The organism is Orrella sp. JC864 (genome assembly GCF_037026685.1).
Classification (GTDB): Bacteria; Pseudomonadota; Gammaproteobacteria; order Burkholderiales; family Burkholderiaceae_B; genus Orrella.
Genome location: NZ_JBANET010000001.1, coordinates 130,473 through 156,112, shown reverse-complemented (window position 1 = coordinate 156,112; position 25,640 = coordinate 130,473). Strand labels below are relative to the sequence as shown.

Below are 25,640 nucleotides of genomic sequence, written 5' to 3'. Positions count from 1 at the left end.
TTCAGGCCGCGCGCTGGCGGCGCCACTCCAGCACGGCGATGACCACGCCGCTGCCGCAAGTGATGCCGATGCCCAGCCAGGTCAGCGGGCCGGGAAAGTGGCTCCAGATCAGCCAGCCCAGCGTGGCCGCGCAGGTGATCTGCAGATAGGCGAAGGGCGCCAGCATCGAGGCCGGCGCGTTGCGATAGGCCTGGATCTGCAGCAGGTGTCCCAGGCCGCCGCTGATGCCGGTCGAGACCAGCACCAGCCATTCGAGGGTGCCGAGCCGGGCGATGGCGGGCAGGCCGGAGGCCAGCGTGAAAGGCAGGATCAGGCTCATGCCGACCGCGCCCACGCCGCCGCTCCAGAGCAGGGTGGTGAAAGGGTTTTCGCCGGCCAGCCTGCGCGTGGCGATGAACTGCCCGGCGAACAGGCAGGCCGTGACCAGGCCGCACAGCACGCCGACCGGATGCAGGCCCGAGCCGGGACGGATCACGATGAGCACGCCGGCAAAGCCGACGCCGGCCGCCACCCAGCGCGACAGCCGGGGCGGCTCCTTGAGCACCCAGGGGGCGGCGGCCAGCACCAGCAAGGGCGCCAGGAACACGATGGCGGTCGCCTCGGCCTGCGGCAGGTAGCGCAAGGTGGAAAAGAACATCAGCGTGGCGGCCAGCATCACCAGGCCGCGCAGCAGCTGGTCGCGCAGCTGGCGCGGCTTGAGCACGGACAGCCCGCGCAGCGGCACGATCAGCAAGGCCACCAGCACCACGTGCACCACATAGCGCATCCAGCTCACCAGCACCAGCGGCGCGCCCTGGGCCATGGCCCACTTGCCGCTGGCGTCCAGCGTGGCCAGGCACCACATGGACAGGTACAGCAAGGCCACCCCGCCCAGCATCTGGCCGGCGGGGGGCAGGGCGCGAGCGGGGGAGCCGGCGGTGGGGCTGGCGCCGGTCCGGGGCATGAATCGTCTCCAGTCGTTCGGCGGACGGCGAGCCTTGCATGAAGGCTGCCGCCCTTGGCATGCCGGCGGCAAGGGGCTGCCGCCGCGAGGCTGACATAATACGCCCATATCCCGACCCCTACTGCCGCCTGCCATGATAGACCTGCGCAATATCGAGACCTTCGTGTGGGTGGCCGAACTGGGCGGCTTTCGCGCCGCGGCGGAAAAGCTCAACACCACCCAGCCCGCCGTATCGCAGCGCATCGCCTCGCTCGAATCGCACCTGGGCGTGCGGCTGTTCGACCGCGATGCGCGCGGCATACGGCTGACGGCCAAGGGCGCCGAACTGCTCTCGCATGCCGAGCGCATGCTGCAGATGCGCCACGACATGCTGCAGGCCGCGCGGCAGGAGAACGTCATGAGCGGCACGGTGCGCATCGGGGTGGCCGAGACCATCGTGCAGACCTGGCTCTCGACCTTGCTCGAGCGCCTGCATGCCGCGCATCCGGCGCTGATCCTGGAGATCGAGGTGGACACCACCCACGTGCTGCGGCCCCAGCTGCTGAGCCGCCAGATCGACGTGGCCTTCCTGATGGGGCCGATCCAGGAGCCGCGGGTCGAGAACATCGCGCTGTGCCGCTATCCGCTGGCCTGGGTGGCCAGCCCGGCGCTCAAGCTCGGTTCACGCACGCTGTCGCTGGCCGAGGTCGGCCAGCATCCGATCATCACCTATCCGTCCAACAGCCAGCCCTACCAATCGGTGCGCGCGATGCTGCTGCGCGCCGGGGTACGGGCGCCGCGCATGTACGGCAACGCCTCGCTGAGCATGGCGGTGCGCATGACGCGCGACGCCATCGGCGTGAGCGTCATCGCGCCGGTATTCCTGGGCGAGGAACTGCGCAGCGGCGAACTCGAGCTGCTGCAGGTCGAGCAGCCCGAGCCGCTGGAGGCGCTGAACTTCACCGCCACCTGGCTGCAGGGGCCGGACGCGCACGTGGGGCGGGCCATCGCGCAGCTGGCGCAGGAAGTCGCCCGCCAGGCGCCCGGCTCGACCCTGTCGCGCAGCGGCGCAGCCTTATAAGCAGAATTTATAACCCGGCATCCGAACATACGATTGGACGCGCCCCGGGCGATCGCGGTGCAATGCGTCCTGTCGTATCCACAGCGCGCGCCGCCCCTCGCGTGGGCAGGCGGGCCCAAGAAAAACACAGTATGCCGGGGAAATACCGCATGGTTGCGCCAGCGCTTCGTCCGCCCATCGAAAACGCCGCCCGCCAGGCTCGCCTGGACGCACGCAGGCAGGTGGCGACCGGCCCGACCGCCGGCGTGGCGCCGGGCTGCGTGCAGGCCAACCTGGCCATCCTGCCGGCCGGGCTGGCCGGCGATTTCCTGCGCTTTTGCCAGCGCAACCCCCGTCCTTGCCCCTTGCTGGCGGTGTCCGAGCCGGGCGATCCCTTCCTGCCCATGCTGGGCCAGGACGTGGACATCCGCAGCGACGTCACCCGCTATCGCGTCTGGCAGGGCGGCGAACTGGTCGACGAGCCCCTGGACATTTCGCACCTATGGCGCGATGACCTGGTTTCCTTCCTGATCGGCTGCTCCTTCTCGTTCGAGGAAGCGCTGCTGGCCGACGGCATCGACGTGCGCCACATTTCGCAGGGCTGCAACGTGCCCATGTACCGCACCAACATCCAGACCGCGCCGGCCGGCCCCTTCAGGGGCCCCATGGTGGTGTCCATGCGGCCCATGGTGGCGGCCGATGCCATCCGCGCCGTGCAGATCACCTCGCGCTTTCCGTCGGTGCATGGCGCGCCCGTGCACCTGGGCGATCCGGCGCTGATCGGCATCCAGGACATCGGCCGGCCCGACTACGGCGACGCGGTCCAGGTCCGCCCCGGCGAGATCCCCGTATTCTGGGCTTGCGGCGTCACGCCGCAGTCGGTGGTGGCCTCGACCCGCCCGCAATTCTGCATCACCCATGCGCCAGGCCACATGCTGGTCACGGACCTGCGCAACAGCCGTATCGCAGCACTGTAGTTCGCCCGTTTTCTTTTTCGGCGCGTCCGAAGGCCACGGGAGCCGGCCGCGCTTTGCAATGTCCCGCCCAGGAGTCTTTCCATGAATATGCGTCTGCTTGCCGCGGCCATCGCCGGCACCCTGATGTTCGGCGCCGCCCAGGCCCAGGATCTGCCCAAGACCCACCTGAAGATCGTCGGCGGCCTGTCCAACCTGACGGCCTACAACGACTACGAGAAGCCTTTCTGGACCAAGACCATCCCGGAGAAGTCCGGCGGCCAGGTGACCGCGGAGATCCGCGGCTTCAACGAAATGGGCCTGAAGGGACCGGAACTGCTGCGCCTGATGTCGCAGGGCGTGATCGAATTCGGCACCGCCACGCTGTCGTACTTCGCCAGCGACAATCCCATCAACGAGGCCATCGACCTGGCGGGCCTTGCGCCGGACGTGGAAACCGCCCGCAAGGTGACCGATGCCTTCACGCCGGTGTATGCCAAGCTCTACGGCGAAGGCTCGAACGTCAAGCTGCTGGGCGTATCCACCTATCCGGCGCAGGTGCTGTTCTGCAATGCGCAGGTCAACAGCCTGGCCGACATCCGCGGCAAGAAGGTGCGCACCAGCAGCCGCACCACCGCCGAGTTCGTCGAGGCCCTGGGCGGCTCGGCCGTGACGATGGCCTTCGGCGAAGTGGTGCCGGCCCTGCAGAACAGGGTGGTGGACTGCGCCATCACCGGCTCGCTGTCGGGCTATTCGGCCAAGTGGTACGAGGTTTCCACCCACCTGTACGCGCTGCCGATCAACTGGAACCAGCAGATCCATGCGGTCAACCAGCGCGCGTGGGACAAGCTCGATCCCAAGGTGCGCGATTTCCTGGAGGCCGAAGTCAAGACGCTGGTCAACGACATCTGGGACGCGGCCGCGCGCCAGACCCAGGAAGGCTACGACTGCAATACCGGCTCGCACGCCTGCCCCTATGACGTCAAGGGCAAGATGACCCTGGTGCAGCCCAGCGATGCCGACCGCGAACTGCTCAAGAAGGTGACGCAGGAAACCGTGGTGCCCAAGTGGGCGGCGCGCTGCTCGGCGCAGTGCGTGTCCGACTTCAATGACACCGTCGGCAAGGTGGTGGGCGTGACGGCCAAGAAGTAGCGATCCGCCCTGGCCGCCGTGCCGCCCTCGGGCCCAGGCGACCCCTGCACGGGGGTCGGCCTGGCCCAAGCGCGGCACGGCGGCGTTGTCTGCCAACGCGCGGCCCGGTCCTGGGGCCGGCCGCGCCTTGCGCGCGCTTCTTGCGCGCAGCCGGGAACATCATGACCAACAATACACGCTTGCCCTTGCTCGGACGCGCGCTGGCGCTGGCCGGCACGCTTTCGAATGTCGCGGTCTGGGTCGGGGGCGCCCTGACCCTGGCCAGCGTCGCGCTGATCTGCTTCGAGGTGATCGCGCGCAAGTTCTTGGGCTTTACGCTTAGCGGCGCCGACGAGCTTTCGGGCTATGCCTTCGCCATCAGCACCTCGTGGGCGCTGGCTTTCGCGGCCATCAACCGCGCCAACGTGCGCGTGGACGCCATCTACCAGCGGCTGCCCGTGCGCGCGGCGGCGGTGCTGGACTGGATCGCGCTGGTGGCCACCGCCGTCTTCATGGTCTACCTGACCCGCTATGCCGCGGACGTGGCGATGCAATCGTGGCAGCAGCAATCGAGCGCCAATACGCCGCTGGCCACGCCCTTGTGGATCCCGCAGGGCCTGTGGGTGCTGGGCCTAGCGTGGATGTGCATCGTGCTGGCCCTGATGCTGGTGCGCGCCTGCTGCGCGCTGGTCACAGGCGACCTGGCCGCCTTGCAGCGGCTGTGCGGCGTGCGCAGCGCGCAGGAAGAGGCCGAGGAAGAGGCCGCCGCCGGCGCCCGCATCATCGAAGGAGAACGCGCATGATCGCCACTTCCCTGATCCTGCTGCTCGTGCTGATCGGCGCGAGCATTCCCGTGGGCGCGGCGCTGGGCGTGCTGGGCCTGATCCTGGATCCGCTGTATTCCATGCTGCCGCTTACGCGGGCGATGGGCGAGCTGGCCTGGGGCACGGGCAACGAGTTCCTGCTGGTGGCCATCCCGCTGTTCATCATGCTGGGCGAAGTGCTGCTGCGCGCCGGTTTTGCCGAGCGCATGTACGCGGCCATGTCGCAATGGCTGTCCTGGCTGCCGGGCGGTCTGATGCACGCCAACATCGGCGCCTCCACCGTGTTCTCGGCCACCTCGGGATCGAGCGTGGCCACCGCGGCCACGGTCGGGACCGTGGCCATCCCCCAGATCAAGAAGTACGGCTACAACGAATCGTTGTTCCTGGGCAGCCTGGCCGCCGGCGGCACGCTGGGCATCCTGATCCCGCCCTCGATCAACCTGGTGCTGTACGGCGTGCTGACCAACTCCTCGGTGCCCAAGCTCTATCTGGCCGGCATCGTGCCGGGCCTGCTGCTGGCCGCGCTGTTCATGCTGATGGTGGTGATCGCCTGCGTGCTGCGGCCGCAATGGGGCGGCCGCAAGATCCAGGCCTCCTGGGGCCAGCGCATGAAGGGGCTGGTGCACCTGCTGCCGCCGCTGGGCATCTTCCTGCTGGTGGTCGGCTCGATCTACGCCGGCCTGGCCACGCCCACCGAGGCCGCGGCGCTGGGCGTGGCCGGCGCCATCGCGCTGGCGGCGGCCTTCGGGCGCCTGAGCTGGAAGATGCTGCGCGAGGTCGTGGAGAACACCATGAAGGCCACCGCCATGATCATGCTGATCGTGATCGCGGCGGGCTTTCTGAACTTCATCCTGTCGGCCACCGGCATCACCGACGCGCTGGTCAGCAGCATTTCGGGCCTGGGCCTGTCGCCGGCGTGGATGCTGGTGATCCTGGTGCTGTTCTACCTGGTGCTGGGCTGCTTCATGGAGACGCTGTCGATGATGATCACCACCATCCCCATCGTCGCGCCCATCATGATCGCGCTGGGCTACGACCCGATCTGGCTGGGCATCGCCATCATCGTCATGGTCGAGACCGCGCTGATCACCCCGCCCGTGGGCCTGAACCTGTTCGTGGTGCAGAGCCTGCGCAAGAGCGGCTCGATGAACGCGGTGATCCTGGGCAGCCTGCCCTTTGTCATCGCGCTGCTGGCCATGGTGGCGCTGCTGGCGCTGTTCCCGGGCCTGGCCCTGTGGCTGCCCAACGCCGTAGGCAATTGAGCCCCCTTTGAGATAGCACCGTATTCGGAGTACCTGGAGCATCATGAAACTGACATTCGACTTGTTGACGGAGCAGGGCGCAAGGCCCCTGCAGGCGGACCTGTGCAGCGTGATCGTGGCGGGCTGGGCCGGCCGCGACCTGGCGGCCATCGAGCATCACATCGAGGAACTGGCCGCGCTGGGGGTGCCGCGGCCCAGCGCGGTGCCGCTGTACTACCGCATTGCGCACAACCAGCTCACCCAGGACGACCGCATCCAGGTGGTGGGCGATGCCTCTTCGGGCGAAGTCGAGACCTTCGTCTTTGCCGTGGACGGCGAGCTGTACGTGAGCATTGCCTCGGACCATACCGACCGCAAGCTCGAGGCGGTCAGCGTGGCCCTGTCCAAGCAGGTGTGCGTCAAGCCCGTGGGCCGGCAGGCCTGGCGTTTTGCCGATGTGGCCGATTACTGGGACGAGCTGGTCATCCGCGCCCGCATCGTCGAAGGCGGCCGCAGCGTGCTGTACCAGGAAGGCACGCTGGACAGCCTGCGCAACCCGCTGGACCTGATCCAGGGCTATACGGGCGGGCAGCGCATGCTGCCGGCCGGCGCGGGCATGACCTGCGGCACCGTGGCGGCCATCGGCGGCATCCGGCCCGCGCCGGTGTTCGAAATGGAACTGCACGATCCGCGGCGCCAGCGTTCGATCAAGCATCGTTATGATGTCGAGATTCTGCCCGAGATAGCCTGAAGACCATGTATCCGACCATCGCCGAACTGGCGGCCGCGCTGCAAGCGGGCCGCAGCACTTCCGTCGCCCTGACCGAGGCGGCCCTGGCCCGTGCCCAGGACGCCTACGGAGAGGGCGCCAAGGTATTCACCGACCTGTATCCCGAGCAGGCCCTGGCGGCCGCGCGCGCCTCCGATACGCTGCGCGCGGCAGGCCTGGCGCGCTCGCCCATCGACGGCCTGCCGATCTCGGTCAAGGACCTGTTCGACATCGCCGGCCAGCCCACGCGGGCCGGTTCGGTGGTGCTCAAGACCGCGCCGCCCGCCCAGCGCAGCGCCCTGGCGGTGCGCCGCCTGCAGGCGGCCGGGGTGGTGGTGGTGGGCCGCACCAACATGACCGAGTTCGCCTATTCCGGCCTGGGCATCAATCCGCACTACGGCACGCCGCGCAACCCCTGGGACCGCGACACCGGCCGCATTCCCGGCGGCTCGTCCTCGGGCGCGGCCGTCTCGGTCAGCGACGGCATGGCGGTGGCCGGCATCGGCTCGGATACCGGCGGCTCGGTGCGCATCCCCGCGGCCCTGTGCGGCCTGACCGGGTTCAAGCCCACCGCCCGGCGCATCGACATGCAGGGCGTGCTGCCCCTGTCGGCCGAGCTCGATTCGCTCGGTCCGCTGGCCGCCTCGGTGGCCTGCTGCGCCGTGCTCGACGCGGTGCTGGCCGGCGAGGAGCCCGAGGTCCCGCCGGCGGCCGAGCTGGCCGGCGCGCGCCTGGCCGTGCCTACCACCGTGGTGCTGGACGACATGGACGAGACGGTTGCCGCAGCGTTCGCCCGCGCCCGCGAGCGCCTGCAAGCCGCCGGGGTCCGCATCGCCGAGATCGAGATCCCCGAGTTCGCCGAGCTGGCGTCCATCAACGCCAAGGGCGGGTATACGGCGGCGCAGGCCTGGGCCTGGCACAAGGACCTGATCGCCCGGGCCGAGGAGGAATACGACCCGCGCGTGGTCTCGCGCATCCGCCGCGGCCGCGACATGAGCGCGGCCGACTTCATCGCGCTGCAGGCCGCGCGCCAGCGCTGGATCGCGCAAGTGCAGGCGCGCATGGCCGGCTACGACGCGCTGCTCATGCCCACGGTGCCGCAGGTCGCGCCGCCGATCGCGGCGCTGGTCCAGGACGAGGCGCTGTACTTCAGGATGAACGGCCTGATGCTGCGCAACCCGACCTTCATCAATTTCCTGGACGGCTGCGCGCTGTCCCTGCCGTGCCACGCGCCGGGCCAGGCCCCCGTGGGCCTGATGCTGGCCGCCGGCGGCGGCCAGGACCGCCGCGTGCTCTCGCTGGGCCTGGCGGTGGAGGGCGCGCTGCGCGCCTGAGCCCGGCCGGCGGCCGCGCTATGCTTGCCGGCATGACAGCTGGATACGACGTTTCCGACGGGCCCGCCCGGCACGGCCCGGGCGCGCCGGCGCCGCAAGAAGGTCGGCCGGCCGGCAGCGCCCATCGCCGGCTGGTGGCGCACCTGGACATGGACGCCTTCTACGCCTCGGTCGAGCTGCTGCGCTATCCGCACTTGCGCGGCCTGCCGGTGGTCATCGGCGGGCATGCGCAGCCGCCTCGCCAGCGCGAGGACGGCAGCTGGGTCCACAGCCTGCTGCGCGACTACGCCGGCCGGGCAGTGGTAACCACCGCGACCTACGAAGCGCGCGCCTTCGGCGTGCACTCGGCCATGGGCATGATGAAGGCGGCGGCCCTGGCGCCGCAGGCCGTGCTGCTGCCGGTGGATTTCGACCGCTACCGCCACTATTCGCGTCTGTTCAAGGCGGCCGTGGCCGAGATCGCGCCGCACATCGAGGACCGCGGCATCGACGAAATCTATATCGACCTGACCGAGGTGCCGGGCGCACAGGAGGGCACCGCGCAAGATCCGCTGGCCGGGGCGCGCGCACTGGGACAGCGGCTGCGCCAGCGGGTGTTCGAGCAGACCGGCCTGAGCTGCTCGATCGGCATATCGCCCAACAAGCTGCTGTCCAAGCTGTGCTCGGAACTGGACAAGCCTGGCGGACTGACGGTCATCAGCGAATCGGACATTCCCCGGCGCATCTGGCCGCTGCCGGTGCGGCGGGTCAACGGCATCGGCCCGAAGTCCAGCGCCCGCCTGGAATCGCTGGGCGTGATGACAGTGGGCGAGCTGGCCGCCGCCGATCCGCACTGGCTGGTGCAGGAGTTCGGCGCCAGCTACGGCGCCTGGCTGCACGAGGCCGCGCACGGCCGCGACGAGCGTCCGGTGGTGACCCACAGCGAACCGAAGTCCATCAGCCGCGAGACGACCTTCGAGCGCGACCTGCATCCGGTGCGCGACCGCGCCGAGCTGGGCGCGATCTTCACCCGCCTTTGCACGCGGCTGTCCGAGGACCTGCAGCGCAAGGGCTACCTGGGCCGCAGCATAGGCATCAAGCTGCGCTACGACGACTTTCGCACCGTCACCCGCGACGCCACCTTGCCCGAGTCCACGCGCGATGCCGCGGCCATCCGCAAGGCGGCGGGGCAGTGCCTCAAGCGCGTGCCGCTGGACCGGCGCCTGCGCCTGCTGGGCGTGCGCATCGGCGCGCTGACCCGGCCGGGCCAGGAGCAAGCCGAAGCCGCGCGCGGCCGCGCGCCCGGGAACGATCCCTATACATTGCCCTTGTTCGAGGACGATCCGGCGGCCTGAGGCGCCAGGGCCGGCGCCGGGCGCCGGCAGGCGTGGATATCCCGGGCCGGCTCAGCCCTTGACGCGCACGATCTTCTGCACCTGCGGCACGTGCCGCACGGCGCGGATCACCTGCGCCAGGTGCTTGCGGCTTTCCACCTGGATGGTCAGGTGCAGCGCCACGGTGGAAACCGCGTCGTCGTGCATGGTGACATGCACGATATTCGCGTCGGTGGCGGTCACCTCCGCGGCGATGCGGCCCAGCACGCCGCGCTCGTTGCGCGTGACGATGTCCAGGCGGGTCGAGAAATGCTTGGCCGGCTGCGCGTCCCAGGCGACCTGCACCCAGCGCTCGGGCTCGCGCGCGCGGGCGCGCTGGGCGACCGGACAGTCTTCGGTATGCACGACCAGGCCGTGGCCCAGCCGGATGCCCGCGACGATGGCATCGCCCGGCAGGGGGCCGCAGCACGGCGCCAGCTGCACCGCCTGGCCCTCGTTGCCCTGGATGGTGATGGGAGCGGCGCGCGCGGCGGTGATCTCGTCGACCGCCGCGGCGGTGGTGGCCACCAGCGCATGCTCGGGAGCGAAGCGGCGCGCCACCACGGCGGCCAGCCGCTTGCCCAGGCCGATGTCGGCCAGGATCTCGTCGCGCGAGCGTGCGCCCGAGGCGCGCGCCAGCTTTTCCCATACGGGGTCGTCGGCCGGCGGCAGCTCGAGCTTGAGCTCGGCCAGCGCCTGGGTCAGCAGCCGCTCGCCGAAGCCGACCGACTCGGCATACTTGACGGTGCGCAGGTAGTGGCGGATTTCCGAACGCGCGCGGCCGGTGCGCACGTAATTGAGCCACTGCGCGCTGGGACGCGAAGCGGGCGAGGTGATGATCTCGACCGTGTCGCCGCTGGTCAGCTCGGTGCGCAGCGGCACGAAATCGCCATTGACCTTGGCCGCCACCGCCTGGTGGCCGATGTCGGTATGGATGGCGTAGGCGAAATCGACGGGCGTGGCGCCGCGCGGCAGCGAAATGATGGCCCCGCGCGGGGTGAAGACGTAGACGGCGTCGGGAAACAGGTCGACCTTGACGTGCTCGAGGAATTCGCCCGAATCGCCCGTCTGGCTCTGGATGTCCAGCAGCGACTGCAGCCACTGGTGCGTGCGCTTTTGCAGGTCGTTCAGGCTCAGGTCGTCTTCCTTGTAGAGCCAGTGCGAGGCCACGCCTTCCTCGGCCACGTGATGCATGTCGCGCGTGCGGAACTGGAATTCCACGGGCGTGCCATAGGGGCCGACCAGCGTGGTGTGCAGCGACTGGTAGCCGTTGACCTTGGGGATGGCGATGTAGTCCTTGAACTTGCCCGGCACCGGCCGGTAGAGCTGGTGCAACGTGCCCAGGGCCAGGTAGCACTCGGGCAGGGTATGCACGATGATCCGAAAGCCGTAGATGTCCAGCACCTCGGAAAAGCTCTTCTTTTGCTCGACCATCTTGTGATAGATGCCGAACAGGGTCTTTTCCCGGCCGCTGACCTCGGCCTCGATGCCCGCTGCCGGCAGCGCGGCCTTGACCGCATCGCCGATCTTGCCGATGACTTCGCGCCGGTTGCCGCGCGCGGCCAGCACCGCCTTTTTCAGGACCTGGTAGCGGTTCGGGTACATGGCCGCAAAGCACAGGTCCTGCAGTTCGCGAAACAGCACGTTCAGCCCGAGCCGGTTGGCGATGGGCGCGTAGATGTCCAGCGTCTCGCGCGCGATGCGCCGGCGCTTTTCGGGCGAGACCGCATCGAGCGTGCGCATGTTGTGCACACGGTCGGCCAGCTTGATGAGAATGACCCGCACGTCGCGGGCCATGGCCAGCAGCATCTTGCGAAAGCTCTCGGCCTGCTGCTGGGCCTTGGTGGCAAAATCCAGGCGGTCGAGCTTGGACAGGCCGTCCACCAGCTCGGCCACCTCGGGGCCGAAACGCTCGGCCAGCTCGTGCTTGGCGACGTGCTGGTCTTCCATCACGTCGTGCAGCAAGGCGGCCATCAGGGCGTTGGCATCGAGCTTCCAGCCCGCGCAGATCTCGGTGACGGCGATGGGATGGGAGATATAGGGCGCGCCGCTGGCCCGGAACTGGCCCAGGTGCGCCTGGTCGGAAAACCGGTAGGCTTCGCGCACGCGCGCGATGTCTTTTTCGTCGAGATAGGTGGAGATGATCTCGGTCAGGCCCGCCAGCGAGGCGATGGGCGCGGCCGCGGGACCGGCCGGGGCAGGGGGGGCGGCCTCGGCGGGCGCGGCCGGCGAGGCGTTTTTTTTGCGGGCGCGCCGCCCCAGACGAGAGCCCGCCTTCAGGGCGGCGAGCAGGCCCGAGGATGCATGCCTGAAACCGGAAAACGCCATGGACGCGCGGCCGCCCGCTCAGCCGTTCAGGTAGGAACCTTGCGCAGCATTTCCAGGCCGGTATGGCCCTCGGCCACCTCGCGCAGCGCCGTGACGGTGGGCTTGTCCTTGCTGTCGATGCGCGGCGCATGGCCCTGCGCGAGCTCGCGGGCGCGGTAGGTGGCAGCCAGCGTGAGGTTGAATCGATTGGGAATGCGCTTAAGGCAATCTTCGACGGTAATACGGGCCATGGCGAACACCTGAGGAAAAAGGGAGAAAAACGAAAAACCGGGCCAGCGCCTGGGCGCGGCGGACATCAGCCCTTGGCGCCGGGCGCGATGCCCAGTTGGGAAAACAGCTCGGCGTGGCGGGCGGCCTGCGACGCGAAGCGCAGGCGCGCGGCCTGAACGATCTGCTCCAGCTCGTTCAATGCAACGCTAAATTCTTGATTAATAATAACATATTCGAATTCGCCGGCATGCGCGATCTCGCCGCCGGCCGCCAGCAGGCGACGCGCGATCACATGGCTGTCGTCCTGGCCGCGCTTTTTCAGCCGGCTCTCCAGCGACTCGATGGAAGGCGGCAGGATGAATATCCCGATGGCCGAGGGATAGTGTCCCCGCACCTGGCGCGCACCCTGCCAGTCGATCTCCAGCAGCACGTCGCGGCCCTGGGCGGTGGCCTGTTCGATGAAATCGCGCGGGGTGCCGTAGAAATTGCCGTGCACCTCGGCCCATTCGAGCAGCGCGTTGTCCTCGCGCAGCCGCTTGAACTGCTCGACGTCGACGAAGCGGTATTGCTTGCCGTCGGTTTCGCCGGGCCGGGGAGGGCGGGTGGTGCAAGAGACCGACAGGCAGATGCTGGGATCGCGCTCGAGCAGGGCGTTGACCAGGCTGGACTTGCCGGCGCCGCTGGGGGCCACCACCATGAAAACGTTACCGGCGCGCGAAAACGACATACGGGCTGCAATGCAAGGGCTGGACGAAGGTGCAAGAATACCAAAACTGACACCTTTGTTTCCGTCCCATGAATGGCGCGCGCGCCTGCCGCGCCTTTTTTCCTGAAAGGAGCCCGCGTCCATGCCCTATACCACGCTCATCCAGCCGGCCCCGCTGCAGGCCCTGCTGCAGGCCGATCCCGCCGCGGTCCTGGTGCTGGACTGCAGCTTCGACCTGGCCGATCCGGGGGCGGGCCGCCGGGCCTACGAGCAGGCCCACGTGCCCGGGGCGCTGCACGTGGACCTGGACCGCGACCTGAGCGGCGCCAAGACCGGCAGCAACGGCCGCCACCCCTTGCCCGAGCCCCAGGCCTTCGCGGCCCGCATGGCCGCGCTGGGCGCGCATCCGGACACGCAGGTCGTGGCCTACGACGGCAGCGGCGGCATGTATGCCGCGCGCCTGTGGTGGATGCTGCGCTGGATCGGCCACGAGGCGGTGGCCGTGCTGGACGGCGGGCTGGCCGCCTGGCGCGAAGCCGGCTTCCCCGATACCGACAAGCCGCCCATGGCCCGTGCGCCCGGCACGCTGTCGGTGCGTGCCCCGCTGGCCGCCCTGGTCGACTACGACACCTTGCTGCGCCACGTGCGCCAGGGCGAGCGCCTGGTGCTGGACGCGCGCGCCGCCGACCGTTTCCGCGGCGAGAACGAGACGCTGGACCCGGTCGGCGGCCATATCCCCGGGGCGCGCAACCGTCCCTTCAAGCAGAACCTGGACGAGCGCGGGCGCTTCAAGCCCGCCCAGGCGCTGCGCCAGGAGTTCGAGCAGGCGCTCCAGGGCCATGCGCCCGCGCTGAGCGTGGCGCAATGCGGCTCGGGAGTAAGCGCCTGCCACAACCTGCTGGCCATGGAGGTGGCCGGCCTGCCTGGCGCGTCGCTATACGCCGGCTCCTGGAGCGAGTGGTGCGCGCGCCAGGGCGCGCCCGTGGCCACCGGGCCCGAGCCGGGCCGAATCGGTTAGGATGCCAGGCGGCCGCCCGCGGGCGGCCGCGGCGACGAACGACAACCAGGAGAAACAACAATGGCTGCACAGAACAAGGTGGCGGTGGTGACCGGCGCAGGAACCGGCATCGGGCGCGCGGTGGCGCTCGAGCTGCTGGCCAACGGCTATCGCGTGGCGCTGGCGGGGCGTCGCCGCGAGCCTCTGGAACAAACCCGCACGGCCGCCGGCGAGGATGCCGTGCGCGCCCTGGTGGTTCCCACCGACGTCACCGACGAGCACTCCGTGCGCGCCCTGTTCGACCAGGCCCAGCGCGAATACGGGCGGGTGGACGTGCTGTTCAACAATGCCGGGCGCAACAGCCCGGCCGTACCGATCGACGAGCTGCCAGTGGCCCAATGGCGGGAGATCGTCGAGGTCAACCTCACCGGCATGTTCCTGTGCGCCCAGGCCGCCGTGCGCGTCATGAAAAACCAGGATCCGCAAGGCGGGCGCATCATCAACAATGGCTCGATCTCTGCATATTCGCCTCGTCCGCTGTCGGCGGCCTACGCGGCCACCAAGCATGCGGTCACCGGGCTGACCAAGTCCCTGTCGCTGGACGGGCGGGCCCACAACATCGCCTGCGGCCAGATCGACATCGGCAATGCCGCCACCGACATGACCACGCGCATGGCCGAGGGCGTGCTGCAGGCCGATGGCAGCCTGAAGGCCGAACCGCGCATGGACGTGGCGCACGTGGCCCGCGCCGTGCTGCACATGTCCGAGCTGCCGCTGGAGGCCAATGTGCAATTCATGACCATCATGGCCACGGCCATGCCCTTCGTGGGCCGCGGCTAGGCCTTCAGCGCAGCCGCTCAGGCGCGCGAGGCCGCATCCTTGTCCAGGTAGCGCCGCGCGCCGGTATAGCGCTTGGCCCAATAGCTGTTGCTGAGCTTGTCCACGCGTACCCGCGCGCCGCGCGAGGGGGCGTGGACGAATTCGCCGTTGCCGATATAGATGCCCACGTGCGAGGCGGGGTGGCGCATGGTGTTGAAGAACACCAGGTCGCCCGGCTGCAGGTGCTTGCGCTGCACCGGGCGGCCCAGCGGGCGCTGCTGGCGCGCGCGATGCGGCAGGTCTATGGCGGCGATGCTGGCGTACACGAAACGCACCAGCCCGCTGCAGTCGAACCCGCGCTGCGGATCGTCGCCGCCCCAGGCATAGCGCACCCCCAGTTCGGCCAGCGAGGCGCTGACCAGCCGCTCGCGCAGGGGGACGCTTTCATCGTCGCGCAGCCAGGCATGCAGGACGGCGGGCGCCTGGGCGCCGGACAGCAGTTCGCTATCGTCGATCTCCTGGCTCAGGCTGGCCAGGATGGGCGCGGGCTGGGGGGCAAGGGACTTGGCGTGGGCGCCGCAGGCCGCGGCGGCAAGAACCAGGGCGGCAAGCGGGCGGGCGCAGGAAGCGAGGCGGGATGAAACGGCGAAAAGGCGCTGTGGCGGCGTCATGACGCGTGCGGACTCCTGGGCAGCGGCAAAAAAAAGATACGGGCGATTGTAAAGGAAATGTCTTTTGCGCGATTTTTGTCGAAGATGAAAGCAATTGCCAACGGTTACGGCGCCGCGCCGCCGCGCCGCCGCGCGCGCCGGCGCCGCCGCGGCAAAGCGCCATGGGCTAAAGTAGGACCCTCGTTTGCCCAGCGTCCCGACCATGACCGACATCCGCCACGCTCCCGATACCCTCACGGAAACCCGCATCGACAGCCAGCTCGTGCTGGACGGCCGCTTCCTCAAGGTCTGGCGCGACCAGGTCCGCCTGCCCGACGGCCGCCAGGCCGACCGCGAATACGTCGTGCATCCCGGCGCCGTGGTGGTGATCCCGCTGCTCGATGACGGCAGGGTGCTGGTCGAGCGCCAGTACCGCTACCCGGTGGGGCAGGTGATGACCGAATTTCCGGCCGGCAAGCTCGATCCGGGCGAGGATCCGCTGGCCTGCGGGCGGCGCGAGCTGCTGGAGGAAACCGGATACCGGGCCGCCCAATGGGCCCGGGCAGGGATCATGCACCTGGCCATCGCCTATTCGACCGAGATCATCCACATCTATTTCGCCCGGGGGCTGCAGCCCGGCGCGCAACAGCTCGACGACGGCGAGTTCCTTGAAGTGCAGGCCGTCGAGGTGGCCGAGCTGGAGGCCGCCTGCCGCCAGGGCCAGGTCACCGACGCCAAGACCCTGGCCTGCATGATGTGGCTGCAGAACGTGCGCCGGGGCGACTGGCAGCTCGAGTGGCAATGAGGTTGCGGCCGTTCGTTTGCCGCCGTGGCATGCCGCGTGACGGACAACTGAAGTGAAGACCGATCTGCAACCGGGCTTCATGGCCGTGCACGGCAACCATGCCGAATCCTTGCGCGACCTGCTGCTGGCCTGGATCACGCGCCATCCCCTGGCGCCCCTCGAAGACGAGTGGGTGCTGGTGCAAAGCAACGGCGTGGCGCAATGGCTCAAGCTGTCGCTGGCGCGCGACCGCGCGCAGGGCGGGGCGGGCATCGCCGCGGCCTTGCGCACCGAGCTGCCCTCGCGCTTCATCTGGCGGGCCTACCGGGCCGTGCTGGGCGAGGACCAGGTGCCCGAGGCCTCGCCGCTCGACAAGCCGGCGCTGCTCTGGCGCCTGATGCGGGTGCTGCCCGGGCAGCTTGCCGACCCGGCGTTCGAGCCGCTGCGCCGCTTCCTGCGGCAGGACCAGGACCTGCGCAAGCGCTTCCAGCTGGCCGAGCGCCTGGCCGATCTGTTCGACCAGTACCAGGTCTACCGGGCCGACTGGCTCTCGGGCTGGGCGGCCGGGCGCGACGATATCGCCACCAGCCGGGCCGGCGTGCAGCCCTTGCCCGAGGACATGCGCTGGCAGGCCAGGCTGTGGCGCGCGCTGCTCGATGACGTGGGGCCCGCCCAGGCGGAAAACAGCCGCACGGCGGTGCACACCCGCTTCCTGCAGGGCCTGCGGACCTGGGGCGAACAGCGTCCGCCGGCACTGCCGCGCCGGCTGCTGGTGTTCGGCATTTCCTCCATGCCGCAGCAGTCGCTCGAAGTGCTGGCCGCGCTGGCGCGCTGGATGCAGGTGCTGCTGTGCGTGAACAACCCCAGCGAGCACGATTGGTCGCACATCGTGGCCGACAAGGATCTGCTGCGCGCCGAGCGCAAGCGCCAGCGCGCCCGCGCCGGCCAGCCGCCGCCCGAGGCCCTGGACGCCGGCCTGCATGGCCACCCGCTGCTGGCGGCCTGGGGCAAGCAGGGGCGGGACTTCATCAGCCTGCTCAACGCGTACGACGACCACCAGGCCTACGCGCAGCGCTTTGCCGCCATCGGCCAGCGCATCGACATCTTCGACCCGAACCCCGGCGATACGCTGCTGCGCCAGCTCCAGGACGACATCCGCGACCTGCGTCCGCTGGCCGAGACACGGCAGGCGTGGCCGCCGGTCGATCCAGCCGTGGACCGCTCGATACGTTTTCACGTGGCCCACAGCGCCCAGCGCGAGGTGGAGGTCCTGCACGACCAGCTGCTGGCCGCGCTGGCCGAGGATCCGACCCTGCAGGCGCGCGACATCCTGGTCATGGTGCCGGACATCGCCGCGTATGCGCCGCACGTGCAGGCGGTGTTCGGGCTGCCGGGGCGGGACGATCCGCGCCGCATCCCCTACACGCTGGCCGACCAGGGCCAGCGCCATCGCGATCCTCTGGTGGGCGCGCTCGAACGCCTGCTGGCCCTGCCGCAGTCGCGCATCGCCGTCAGCGACGTGCTGGACCTGCTCGAAGTGCCCGCCCTGCGGGCGCGTTTTGGCATCGGACCGGACGATCTTCCCTTGCTGCGGCGCTGGATAGCCGCGGCCAACGTCCGCTGGGGCCTGCACGCCGGCCAGCGCCAGGCCCTGGGGCTGCCCCAGGCGGGCATGCAGAACACCTGGGATTTCGGCCTGCAGCGCATGCTGCTGGGCTATGCCTGCGGCGCGGGACAGGCCTGGTGCGGCATCGAGCCGCTGGATGAAATCGGCGGGCTGGAGGCCGCCTTGCTCGGGCCGCTGGTGCGGCTGCTGCAGACGCTCGAGCGCCACTGGCGGGCGCTGTCCGAGCCCGCCAGCCCGGAGCAATGGAGCGAGCGCCTGCGCGCGCTGCTGGCCGACAGCTTCGCCGCGCAGACCGAGGCCGACGGCTACACGCTGCAGCGGCTGGAGTCCACGCTGGCCCAGTGGCGCCAGGCCTGCCAGGACGCGGACCTGCGCGAGCCCTTGCCCTTGTCGGTGGTGCGCGAGCATTGGCTCGCGCAGCTGGACCAGCCCAGCCTGAGCCAGCCCTTTTTCGGCGGGGCGGTCACCTTCGCCACGCTCATGCCCATGCGGGCGATCCCGTTTCGCCACGTGGCCCTGCTGGGCATGAACGACGGCGACTATCCGCGCACCCGCGCGCCCATGGATTTCGACCTCATGGGACGCGACTACCGGCCCGGCGACCGTTCGCGCCGCGAAGACGACCGCTACCTGTTCCTGGAAGCCTTGCTGTCGGCGCGCGAGCGGCTGCACATCAGCTGGGTGGGCCGCAGCATCCATGACGATACCGAACGCGCGCCCTCGGTGCTGGTGGCGCAGCTGCGCGACCACCTGGCCGCCGGCTGGCGCCTGGACGGCCCCGCGCCGCAGGACCTGCTGGCGGCGCTGACCGTCACCCACCGGCTGCAGCCGTTTCACCCCGACTATTACACGCAGCCGGGGGACGGGCGGGGCAGCTGGCCTTATTTCACCTACGCGCGCGAGTGGCGCGCCGCGCCCGCCTCGGCCGGACCGGCCGCGAGCGGCCCGGCCACGGCCGAACTGGACGACAGCCGCTTCGAAGGGCCGCTTACGCTGGCGCTGCTGGGCGATTTTCTCAAGGACCCGGTCCGCGGTTTCTTCCAGCTGCGCCTGGGCATCCGTTTCGGCGAGGACGATCCCGTCGGCGAGGACATCGAGCCGTTCTCGCTGGACGCCTTGCGCAACTGGCAGCTGCAGGATGAGCTGATCCAGCAGCAGCGCCTGGCCGTGGAAACCGGGCGGGACCGCCAGCTGGCCCTGGCCGAGGGACTGCAACGCATGGCCCGGCGCGGCGACCTGCCCGAGGGCCGCTATGCGGAACTGGTGCAGGCCGACCTGGCCGAACCCATGGCGCAGATGTTCGGCGACTATGCCCAGGCCCTGCAGGCCTGGCCCCAGGCCTTGCCCGAACAGCCGCTGGAGCACCTGCCGGCGGGGCTGCCCGACACGCTGCGCCTGGCCGATTGGCTGCACGGCGTGCGCGCCAACGGCCAGGGCGAACGCTGCCGGCTGCTGCTCGACAGCGGCAGCCTGGTGCGCCAGAAACCCAAGGTGCAGTACCGGCGCGAGCGCCTGGTGCCGTATTGGCTGGCCCACGTGGCGGCCCACCTGGACGGCCCGCCCATGCAGACCCACGTCATCAGCAAGGCGGGCAGCGTCACGCTGGCCCCGCTGCCGCGCGAGACCGCGCGGCGCTACTGGCTCGCGCTGCTGCAGGCCTGGCGGCAAGGGCTGCGCGCTCCCTTGCCGCTGGCGCTCAAGACCGGCCTGGCATGGCTGGAGGCCGGCGGCGCCGGCGAGGACCCGTCCGGGCCCGGCCAACCCGCCTACGAGGCGGCCCGCCGCCATTACGAAATCCACGAACCGGCCTTCATGCGCTACGGCGAAGGCGTGCAGAACCCCTACTTGGCGCGCGCCTTCCCGGACTTCGCCGCGCTGTGGGCCGAAGGACGCTTCGCGCACTGGTGCCTGGCGCTGCTGCGCCCCATGGCCGATGCCGTCGGCGGCGCCCAGGCCGCCGCGCCCCGGCCCGACGCCAAGGAGCCGGCATGAGCCCGCCGGGCCGTCCCAAGGGCGAATACCGGAGTGCGCAGCACGAAGGCGGCCCGGCCAGCCCGCCGCAGCCGCTCGATCCCTTGTCCTTTCCGCTGCGCGGCAGCCGCCTTATCGAGGCCAGCGCCGGCACCGGCAAGACCTACACCATCACGGCGCTGTACCTGCGGCTGATCCTGGGCCACGGCGGCGAGCCGGCGGGTTTCGGCCGGGCGCTCACGCCGCCCGAGATCCTCGTGGTGACCTTCACCGAGGCCGCCACGCAAGAACTGCGCGACCGCATCCGCACCCGGCTGGCCGAAGCGGCGCAGGCCTTCCAGCAAGACGCGCAAGGGCCGGCGCCGGACGGCCTGCTCGATGCGCTGCGCAGCCAGTATCCGCCCGGGCAGTGGCCGGCGCACGCGCGCACCTTGCGCCTGGCGGCCGAATGGATGGACGAGGCGGCCGTCTCCACCATCCACGCCTGGTGCCACCGCATGCTGGCCGAACACGCCTTCGACAGCGGCAGCCTGTTCACCCAGACGCTGCAGGCCGACCAGCGCGCCCTGCAGGCCGAGGCCGTGCGCGACTACTGGCGCACTTTCCTGACGCCCTTGGCCGCCGCGCACGCCCGGCAGGTGCGCCAGTGGTGGGACGGGCCGCAAGCCTTGCAGGCCGACCTGGCCCGGCTGGGCGGCTTGCGCGAAGCGCTGTCCGAAGGACAGGCGCCCGAGCAGGCCCTGCAACAGGCCCGCGCGCAATGCGAGCAGGCCCTGGCGGCCCTGAAGGCGCCCTGGGCCGGCGAATGCGGCTGGGCGCACGAGCTGGCCCAGGCGCTGGACGCCGCCGTGGCGGCCAAGCAATGCAAGATGCCCAGGCGGCGGGAATGGATGCAGGCGCTGCGGCAATGGGCCGAAGGCGATGCGCTGCTGCCGGCGCTCACGTCCACGGCCTGGGAACGGCTGAGCCCCGCCGGCCTGGCCAAGGACTGGAGCGGCGATGCCGCGCTGCTGTCCCATCCCTGCTGGCAGGCGCTGGCCGGGCTGCGCGCCACGGTGCAGGCGCTGCCCGATGCGCGCGAAACCATCCTGCGGCATGCCACGGGATGGTGCGCCGAACGCATGCAGGCCGAGCAGGCGCGCCGCGCCGAAATGGGATTCGACGAGCTGCTCGCGCGGCTGGACGCGGCGCTGCAGGGCCCGAACGGCCCGCGGCTGGCGGCGTCCATACGGCGGCAGTTTCCGGCCGCGCTGATCGACGAATTCCAGGACACCGACCCCCTGCAGTACCGCATCTTCGACGCCATTTACGGCGTGCGCCGCAACGACCCGGACACCGCGCTGATCCTGATCGGCGATCCCAAGCAGGCCATTTATGCCTTTCGCGGCGCCGACATCTACACCTACCTGGCGGCGCGCCGGGACACCGAAGGGCGGCACGCCACGCTGGACATGAACTACCGCTCATCGGCGGACATGGTGCAGGCGGTCAATCACCTGTTCCTGCAGGCCGAGCAGCGCCCGCAAGGGCAGGGCGCTTTCCTGTTCCGCGATGCCCAGGGCGAAGTCCCGCCCGGCGGCGCTGCGCCGGACGACTCCCGGCCGGGCGGCACCCCGCTGCCGTTCGTTCCCGTGCGCGCGCGTGGCCGGGGCGAAAGCTGGCTGTGCCAGGGCAGGCCGGCGCCCGCCCTCACTTGCTGGACCCTGGCCGAGGACGCGGTGCAGGGCGGCGACGCGCAGCATGCCATGGCGCAATCCTGCGCCACCGCCATCGTGCAGCTATTGCAGCAGGGCCAGCAAGGACAGGCCGGCTTCGGCTCGCCCCAGGGCCCCTTGCGCCCGGTCGGGCCCGGCGATATCGCCGTCCTGGTGCACAACGGCCGCGAGGCTCGCGCGGTGCGGCAGGCGCTGGGCCAGCGCGGCGTGCGCAGCGTCTACCTTTCGGACAAGGACTCGGTGTTCCAGACCGGGGCGGCGGCCGAACTGCAACGCTGGCTGGCCGCTTGCGCCGAGCCCGAGGACGACCGCCTGCTGCGCGCCGCGCTGGGCACCGCCTCGCTGGGCCTGGACTGGAGCGAGCTCGATCGCCTGAACCACGACGAAGCCCGCTGGGAAGAACGGGTGGCGCAGTTCCACGCCTACCAGGGCCGCTGGCGGCGCCAGGGCGTGCTGCCCATGCTGCGCCACCTGCTGCACGACTTCGGCGTGCCGGGCCGGCTGCTCGCGCTGGGCGAGGAACGCCGGCTGACCGACCTGCTGCACCTGGCCGAACTGCTGCAGCAGGCCAGCGCCAGCATAGACGGCGAGCACGCGCTGATCCGCTGGCTGGCCGAGCAGCGCCAGGAAGGCGGCGACAGCGAGGCCCGCAAGCTGCGGCTCGAAAGCGACGCGGACCGTGTCAAGGTCGTGACGGTGCACAAGTCCAAGGGCCTGGAGTATCCCCTGGTCTTTCTGCCCTTTGCCAACACGTACCGCGCCGTCAAGCCCAGGGACCTGCCCCTGCGCTGGCACGACGGGCAGGGCAGGCTGCAGGTATCGCTGCGCCCCGATCCGCACGCGCTGGCGCGCGCCGACCACGAAAGGCTGGGCGAAGACCTGCGCAAGCTGTACGTCGCGCTCACGCGGGCCCGCCATGCCACATGGATAGGCGCGGCCCCGCAGGACAAGCCGGGCGCCGGCGCGCTGGGCTACCTGCTAGGCCTGGACCAGCCGCAAGGCCCGGCCAGTCTCGAACAGGCCTTGCAGGCGCTGGCCCGGGCCTGCCCGGCCATCGTGGCCGAGGCCGCCCCGGCGCCCGGCACGCAGGCGTATCGGCCGCCGGCGCACACCGCCCGCGCCGCGCCCGAGCCCAGCATGCCGCCGCCGGCGCCCGCGTGGTGGATCGCCAGCTATTCGGCGCTGGGCATCGCCGCACCCCGGCCCGAGGACGAGCTGGACGATCCCGACCCGCAGCCTGCGCAGGCGCCGGCGGACGCGGCGCAAGACATCTATGCGGACAGCCTAGGCGAAGCGGGCGGGCCGCTGCCCGAGCCCCAGCCCGCGGCCCAGGCGGGCACGCTGCATGCCTTTGCACGCGGCCCGCAGGCCGGCAGCTTCCTGCACGGCCTGCTCGAATGGGCGGGCAGGGCGGGCTTTGCGCGAGCGGCCGGCGACCCCGCCACCCGGCGCGCCCTGGCCGGCCAGATCGAACAGCGTTGCACGCTGGCGGGCTGGCCGCAATGGGCCGCGCCGCTGCAGGATTGGATGGAACAATGGCTGCGCACCGGCTGGCCGCTGCCCGCCGCGCCCGGACAGGCGCCCGCGCGGGTGGCGCCGGCCGCCATGCAGGCCACGCAGATCGAAATGGAGTTCTGGTTCTCGGTGCAGGGCGTGCAGGCCCAGGCCCTGGATGCGCTGGTCTGCCGCCACACGCTGGACGCCATGCCGCGGCCGGCGCTGGCGCCGCGCCGGCTGCATGGCATGCTCAAGGGATTCATCGACCTGGTGTTCGAGCACGAGGGCCGCTATTACGTGGCAGACTACAAATCCAACTGGCTGGGGCCGGCCGACGAGCACTACGGCCCCCAGGCCTTGCGCCAGGCCATCGCGCACCATCGCTACGACGTCCAGTACGTGCTGTATATCTTTGCCTTGCACCGCCTGCTCATGGCCCGGCTGCCCGGCTACGATTACGACAGCCACATCGGCGGGGCCGTCTACCTCTTTTTGCGCGGCCACGGCGCGGCCAGCCAGGGCGTGCATGCCGAGCGTCCGCCGCGCGCGCTGATCGAGGCGCTCGAAGCCCTGGTACGCGGCGTGGGCCAGGACGATGCCGCGCCAGCCGCCGGAGGCCGGGCATGATCCTGGGCGACCTGCCGGCGGCGCTGCAGCCGCTGTTCGACGAGCTCGACCGCTGGGTAGAGCATGGCTGGCTGCGCGAACTGGACCGCAGTTTCGCGGCCTTCCTGGCGCGGCAGGTCCCCGACGCGGACCGCCTGCTGATCCTGGCCGCCGCGCTGGCCAGCCACCAGCTGGGCCGCGGCCACGTCTGCCTGGACCTGGCCGCCACCTTGCAGGACGCGCCCGGCACCCTGTCGCTGCCGCCCGAAGGCCGCGAGCCGGCGCACCGGCAGGCCGCCGCCTTGCCCGCCGCCTTGCTCGGGCGCATCTCGCTGTCCGGCTGGCTGGACCGCCTGGCCGATCCGCGGCTGGTATCCCCGGGCGAGGGCGACACGCCCCTGGTGCTGGCTGGCACGCGCCTGTACCTGCGGCGCTACTGGGCGCACGAGCAGACCGTGCGCCGCGCCATCGCCGAACGCGTGCGGGCCAGCGAGCAGACGCCGGCGCTGGCGCGCCAGCTTTCGGCCACGCTGGCGGCGCTGTTCGGCCGCGCCGCGGCCGGGCCGGCGGGCCACCGCGCCACAGCGCACGGCCAGTCCGGCGGCGCGGCTGAGGCGCCGGACTGGCAGCGCATCGCCTGCGCGCTGGCCATGCGCCAGCGGTTCTGCATCATCACGGGCGGACCGGGCACGGGCAAGACCACCACGGTGGTCCGCCTGCTGGCCGTGCTGCAATCCCTGGCCCTGGCGCGGCCCGGCGGGCGGCCCCTGCGCATCCGGCTCGCGGCCCCGACCGGCAAGGCCGCGGCGCGGCTGAACGCCTCCATCGCCCGGGCGGTGGCGGACCTGCCGCTGGACGCGCTGGATAATGCGCAGGCCGTGCGCGCCGAGATTCCCACCCAGGTGGGCACCGTGCATCGCCTGCTGGGCAGCCGCCCCGATACCCGCCGCTTTCGCCATCACGCCGGCAACCGGCTGGCCCTGGACGTGCTGGTGGTGGACGAGGCCTCCATGCTCGACCTGGAGATGGCGGCGGCCTTGTTCGACGCCTTGCCCGGCAAGGCCACGCTCATCCTGCTGGGCGACAAGGACCAGCTGGCCTCGGTCGAGGCCGGCGCGGTGCTGGGCGACCTGTGCCGGCGCGCCGATGGCGGCCATTACACGCCGCCCACCGCACAATGGCTGCGCACGGCGGCCGGCCAGGCCATCGACCCGGCCTATCTCGACCCGCAGGGCACGGCGCTGGACCAGGCCATCGTCAAGCTGCGCGTCAGCCATCGCTTTCGCGGGGACAGCGGCATCGGGCAGCTGGCCGATGCCGTCAACGCCGGCGACGCGCGCGCCGCGCGGCAGGTGCTGCAGGCCGGGTATCCCGACCTGGCCCAGGCGCCGGCCGGCGACGATGCGGCTTTTGCCCAGCTGGTGGTCGAAGGCGGGCTGCAACCGCCGGCGCAAGGCCAGTTGGCCTTGCAGGCCGAGCCGGCCGGGCAAGGCTATGGCCATTACCTTCGGGTGGTGCGGGCCGGGCAGCCGCCTGCCGACGCCCCGCAGGCCGCTTTCGACCAATGGGCCGCGCGGGTGCTGGCCGCCCACGCCGGATTCCAGCTGCTGTGCGCCTTGCGCGAAGGCCCGCAAGGCGTCAGCGGCCTGAACCAGGCCGTCGAGGCCGCGCTGGCCGCGGCCGGGCTTATCGCGCCGGACACCGTCTGGTACCCGGGCCGTCCCGTGCTCGTGACCCGCAACGACTACGGCCTGGGCCTGATGAACGGCGACGTCGGCGTCACGCTGGCCCTGCCGCTGTCCGACTCGCAGGGCCGCACGCGCTGGGCGCCCCGGGTGGCCTTCGCCGCCGGCGACGGCAGCGGCGCCATCCGCTGGGTGCTGCCCAGCCGCTTGCACGCGGTCGAAACGGTCTACGCCATGACCGTGCACAAATCGCAGGGTTCGGAGTTCGCGCATGCCGCGCTGCTGCTGCCCGAGCGCGCCGGGCCGGGCCTGACGCGCGAACTGCTCTATACCGGCATCACGCGGGCGCGCCAGCGCTTTACGCTGATCGCCGCGCCCGCGGTGCTGCAAGAGGCCGTGCGCCGCAAGGTGGCTCGCACCGGCGGGCTGGCCGGGCCGCTGTTCGGGCACGAGTAGCGG

At 70.8% G+C, this 25,640-nt stretch carries 19 protein-coding genes; 14 read left to right on the top strand and 5 right to left on the bottom strand.

All coding sequences use genetic code 11. The features are described from left to right. Position 1: 1 nt before the first annotated feature. On the bottom strand, positions 2–943 hold the full coding sequence (locus tag V8Z80_RS00635) for a DMT family transporter (RefSeq protein WP_155195545.1): 942 nt from the start codon (positions 941–943) through the stop codon (positions 2–4). Between the two features lie 133 nt (positions 944–1,076). Here V8Z80_RS00635 and V8Z80_RS00630 point away from each other — a divergent pair, with 133 nt between their 5' ends. The 8 genes from V8Z80_RS00630 to dinB all read left to right on the top strand — a co-directional run bounded on the left by V8Z80_RS00630 (position 1,077) and on the right by dinB (position 9,568). Beyond that, a complete protein-coding gene (locus V8Z80_RS00630; protein ID WP_155195546.1) occupies positions 1,077–2,003 on the top strand; it encodes a LysR family transcriptional regulator in 927 nt (308 codons plus the stop codon). A 149-nt stretch (positions 2,004–2,152) separates the two neighbouring features. Beyond that, positions 2,153–2,959: a putative hydro-lyase gene (locus tag V8Z80_RS00625; RefSeq protein WP_336060685.1), complete on the top strand. Its 807-nt coding sequence runs from the start codon at positions 2,153–2,155 to the stop codon at positions 2,957–2,959. A gap of 81 nt (positions 2,960–3,040) precedes the next feature. Then, a complete protein-coding gene (locus V8Z80_RS00620) occupies positions 3,041–4,087 on the top strand; it encodes a TRAP transporter substrate-binding protein (RefSeq protein WP_336060684.1) in 1,047 nt (348 codons plus the stop codon). A 161-nt stretch (positions 4,088–4,248) separates the two neighbouring features. Beyond that, positions 4,249–4,869, top strand: a complete 621-nt coding sequence (locus V8Z80_RS00615; RefSeq protein ID WP_155195548.1) for a TRAP transporter small permease subunit — start codon at positions 4,249–4,251, stop codon at positions 4,867–4,869. Next, on the top strand, positions 4,866–6,152 hold the full coding sequence (locus V8Z80_RS00610) for a TRAP transporter large permease (RefSeq protein WP_155195549.1): 1,287 nt from the start codon (positions 4,866–4,868) through the stop codon (positions 6,150–6,152). The genes V8Z80_RS00615 and V8Z80_RS00610 overlap by 4 nt, the downstream gene beginning before the upstream one ends. Before the next feature lie 43 nt (positions 6,153–6,195). Then, complete coding sequence (locus tag V8Z80_RS00605; protein ID WP_336060683.1) at positions 6,196–6,882, top strand: DUF2848 domain-containing protein; 687 nt, start codon at positions 6,196–6,198, stop codon at positions 6,880–6,882. A gap of 5 nt (positions 6,883–6,887) precedes the next feature. Continuing rightward, positions 6,888–8,234: an amidase gene (locus V8Z80_RS00600; RefSeq protein ID WP_336060682.1), complete on the top strand. Its 1,347-nt coding sequence runs from the start codon at positions 6,888–6,890 to the stop codon at positions 8,232–8,234. Positions 8,235–8,266: 32 nt separating this feature from the next. After that, positions 8,267–9,568, top strand: coding sequence for a DNA polymerase IV (gene dinB / locus V8Z80_RS00595; protein ID WP_336060681.1), 1,302 nt, complete (start codon positions 8,267–8,269; stop codon positions 9,566–9,568). Positions 9,569–9,619: 51 nt separating this feature from the next. Here the strand turns inward: dinB and V8Z80_RS00590 are convergent, their stop codons facing one another. The 3 genes from V8Z80_RS00590 to gmk all read right to left on the bottom strand — a co-directional run bounded on the left by V8Z80_RS00590 (position 9,620) and on the right by gmk (position 12,851). Further along, positions 9,620–11,914 carry a RelA/SpoT family protein gene (locus tag V8Z80_RS00590; protein WP_336060680.1) on the bottom strand — a complete coding sequence of 765 codons (2,295 nt, stop codon included), beginning with the start codon at positions 11,912–11,914 and terminating at the stop codon, positions 9,620–9,622. Positions 11,915–11,940: 26 nt separating this feature from the next. Beyond that, the gene (gene rpoZ, locus V8Z80_RS00585; protein ID WP_155195554.1) at positions 11,941–12,144 is read right to left on the bottom strand and encodes a DNA-directed RNA polymerase subunit omega; all 204 of its coding nucleotides are present in this window, start codon (positions 12,142–12,144) and stop codon (positions 11,941–11,943) included. A 65-nt stretch (positions 12,145–12,209) separates the two neighbouring features. Further along, positions 12,210–12,851 carry a guanylate kinase gene (gmk, locus tag V8Z80_RS00580; protein WP_155195555.1) on the bottom strand — a complete coding sequence of 214 codons (642 nt, stop codon included), beginning with the start codon at positions 12,849–12,851 and terminating at the stop codon, positions 12,210–12,212. A gap of 121 nt (positions 12,852–12,972) precedes the next feature. Between gmk and V8Z80_RS00575 the strand changes: the two genes are divergently transcribed. Together V8Z80_RS00575 and V8Z80_RS00570 are read left to right on the top strand one after the other, a co-directional pair. Beyond that, the gene (locus V8Z80_RS00575; RefSeq protein ID WP_155195556.1) at positions 12,973–13,848 is read left to right on the top strand and encodes a sulfurtransferase; all 876 of its coding nucleotides are present in this window, start codon (positions 12,973–12,975) and stop codon (positions 13,846–13,848) included. 60 nt (positions 13,849–13,908) lie between these two features. Beyond that, complete coding sequence (locus tag V8Z80_RS00570; protein WP_155195557.1) at positions 13,909–14,667, top strand: SDR family oxidoreductase; 759 nt, start codon at positions 13,909–13,911, stop codon at positions 14,665–14,667. A 17-nt stretch (positions 14,668–14,684) separates the two neighbouring features. Here V8Z80_RS00570 and V8Z80_RS00565 read toward each other — a convergent pair whose 3' ends face one another. Continuing rightward, positions 14,685–15,317: a C40 family peptidase gene (locus V8Z80_RS00565; RefSeq protein WP_155195558.1), complete on the bottom strand. Its 633-nt coding sequence runs from the start codon at positions 15,315–15,317 to the stop codon at positions 14,685–14,687. A gap of 202 nt (positions 15,318–15,519) precedes the next feature. Here V8Z80_RS00565 and V8Z80_RS00560 point away from each other — a divergent pair, with 202 nt between their 5' ends. From V8Z80_RS00560 to recD, 4 genes are read left to right on the top strand one after another with little or no spacing between them, the layout of a single operon-like run. Further along, positions 15,520–16,101, top strand: coding sequence for an NUDIX domain-containing protein (locus tag V8Z80_RS00560; protein ID WP_155195559.1), 582 nt, complete (start codon positions 15,520–15,522; stop codon positions 16,099–16,101). Positions 16,102–16,153: 52 nt separating this feature from the next. Beyond that, the gene (gene recC / locus V8Z80_RS00555) at positions 16,154–19,699 is read left to right on the top strand and encodes an exodeoxyribonuclease V subunit gamma (protein WP_336060679.1); all 3,546 of its coding nucleotides are present in this window, start codon (positions 16,154–16,156) and stop codon (positions 19,697–19,699) included. Further along, the gene (recB, locus tag V8Z80_RS00550; RefSeq protein WP_336060678.1) at positions 19,696–23,517 is read left to right on the top strand and encodes an exodeoxyribonuclease V subunit beta; all 3,822 of its coding nucleotides are present in this window, start codon (positions 19,696–19,698) and stop codon (positions 23,515–23,517) included. Before recC ends, recB begins: the two co-directional genes overlap by 4 nt. Further along, positions 23,514–25,637, top strand: coding sequence for an exodeoxyribonuclease V subunit alpha (gene recD, locus V8Z80_RS00545; RefSeq protein ID WP_336060677.1), 2,124 nt, complete (start codon positions 23,514–23,516; stop codon positions 25,635–25,637). The genes recB and recD overlap by 4 nt, the downstream gene beginning before the upstream one ends. Positions 25,638–25,640 lie beyond the last annotated feature (3 nt).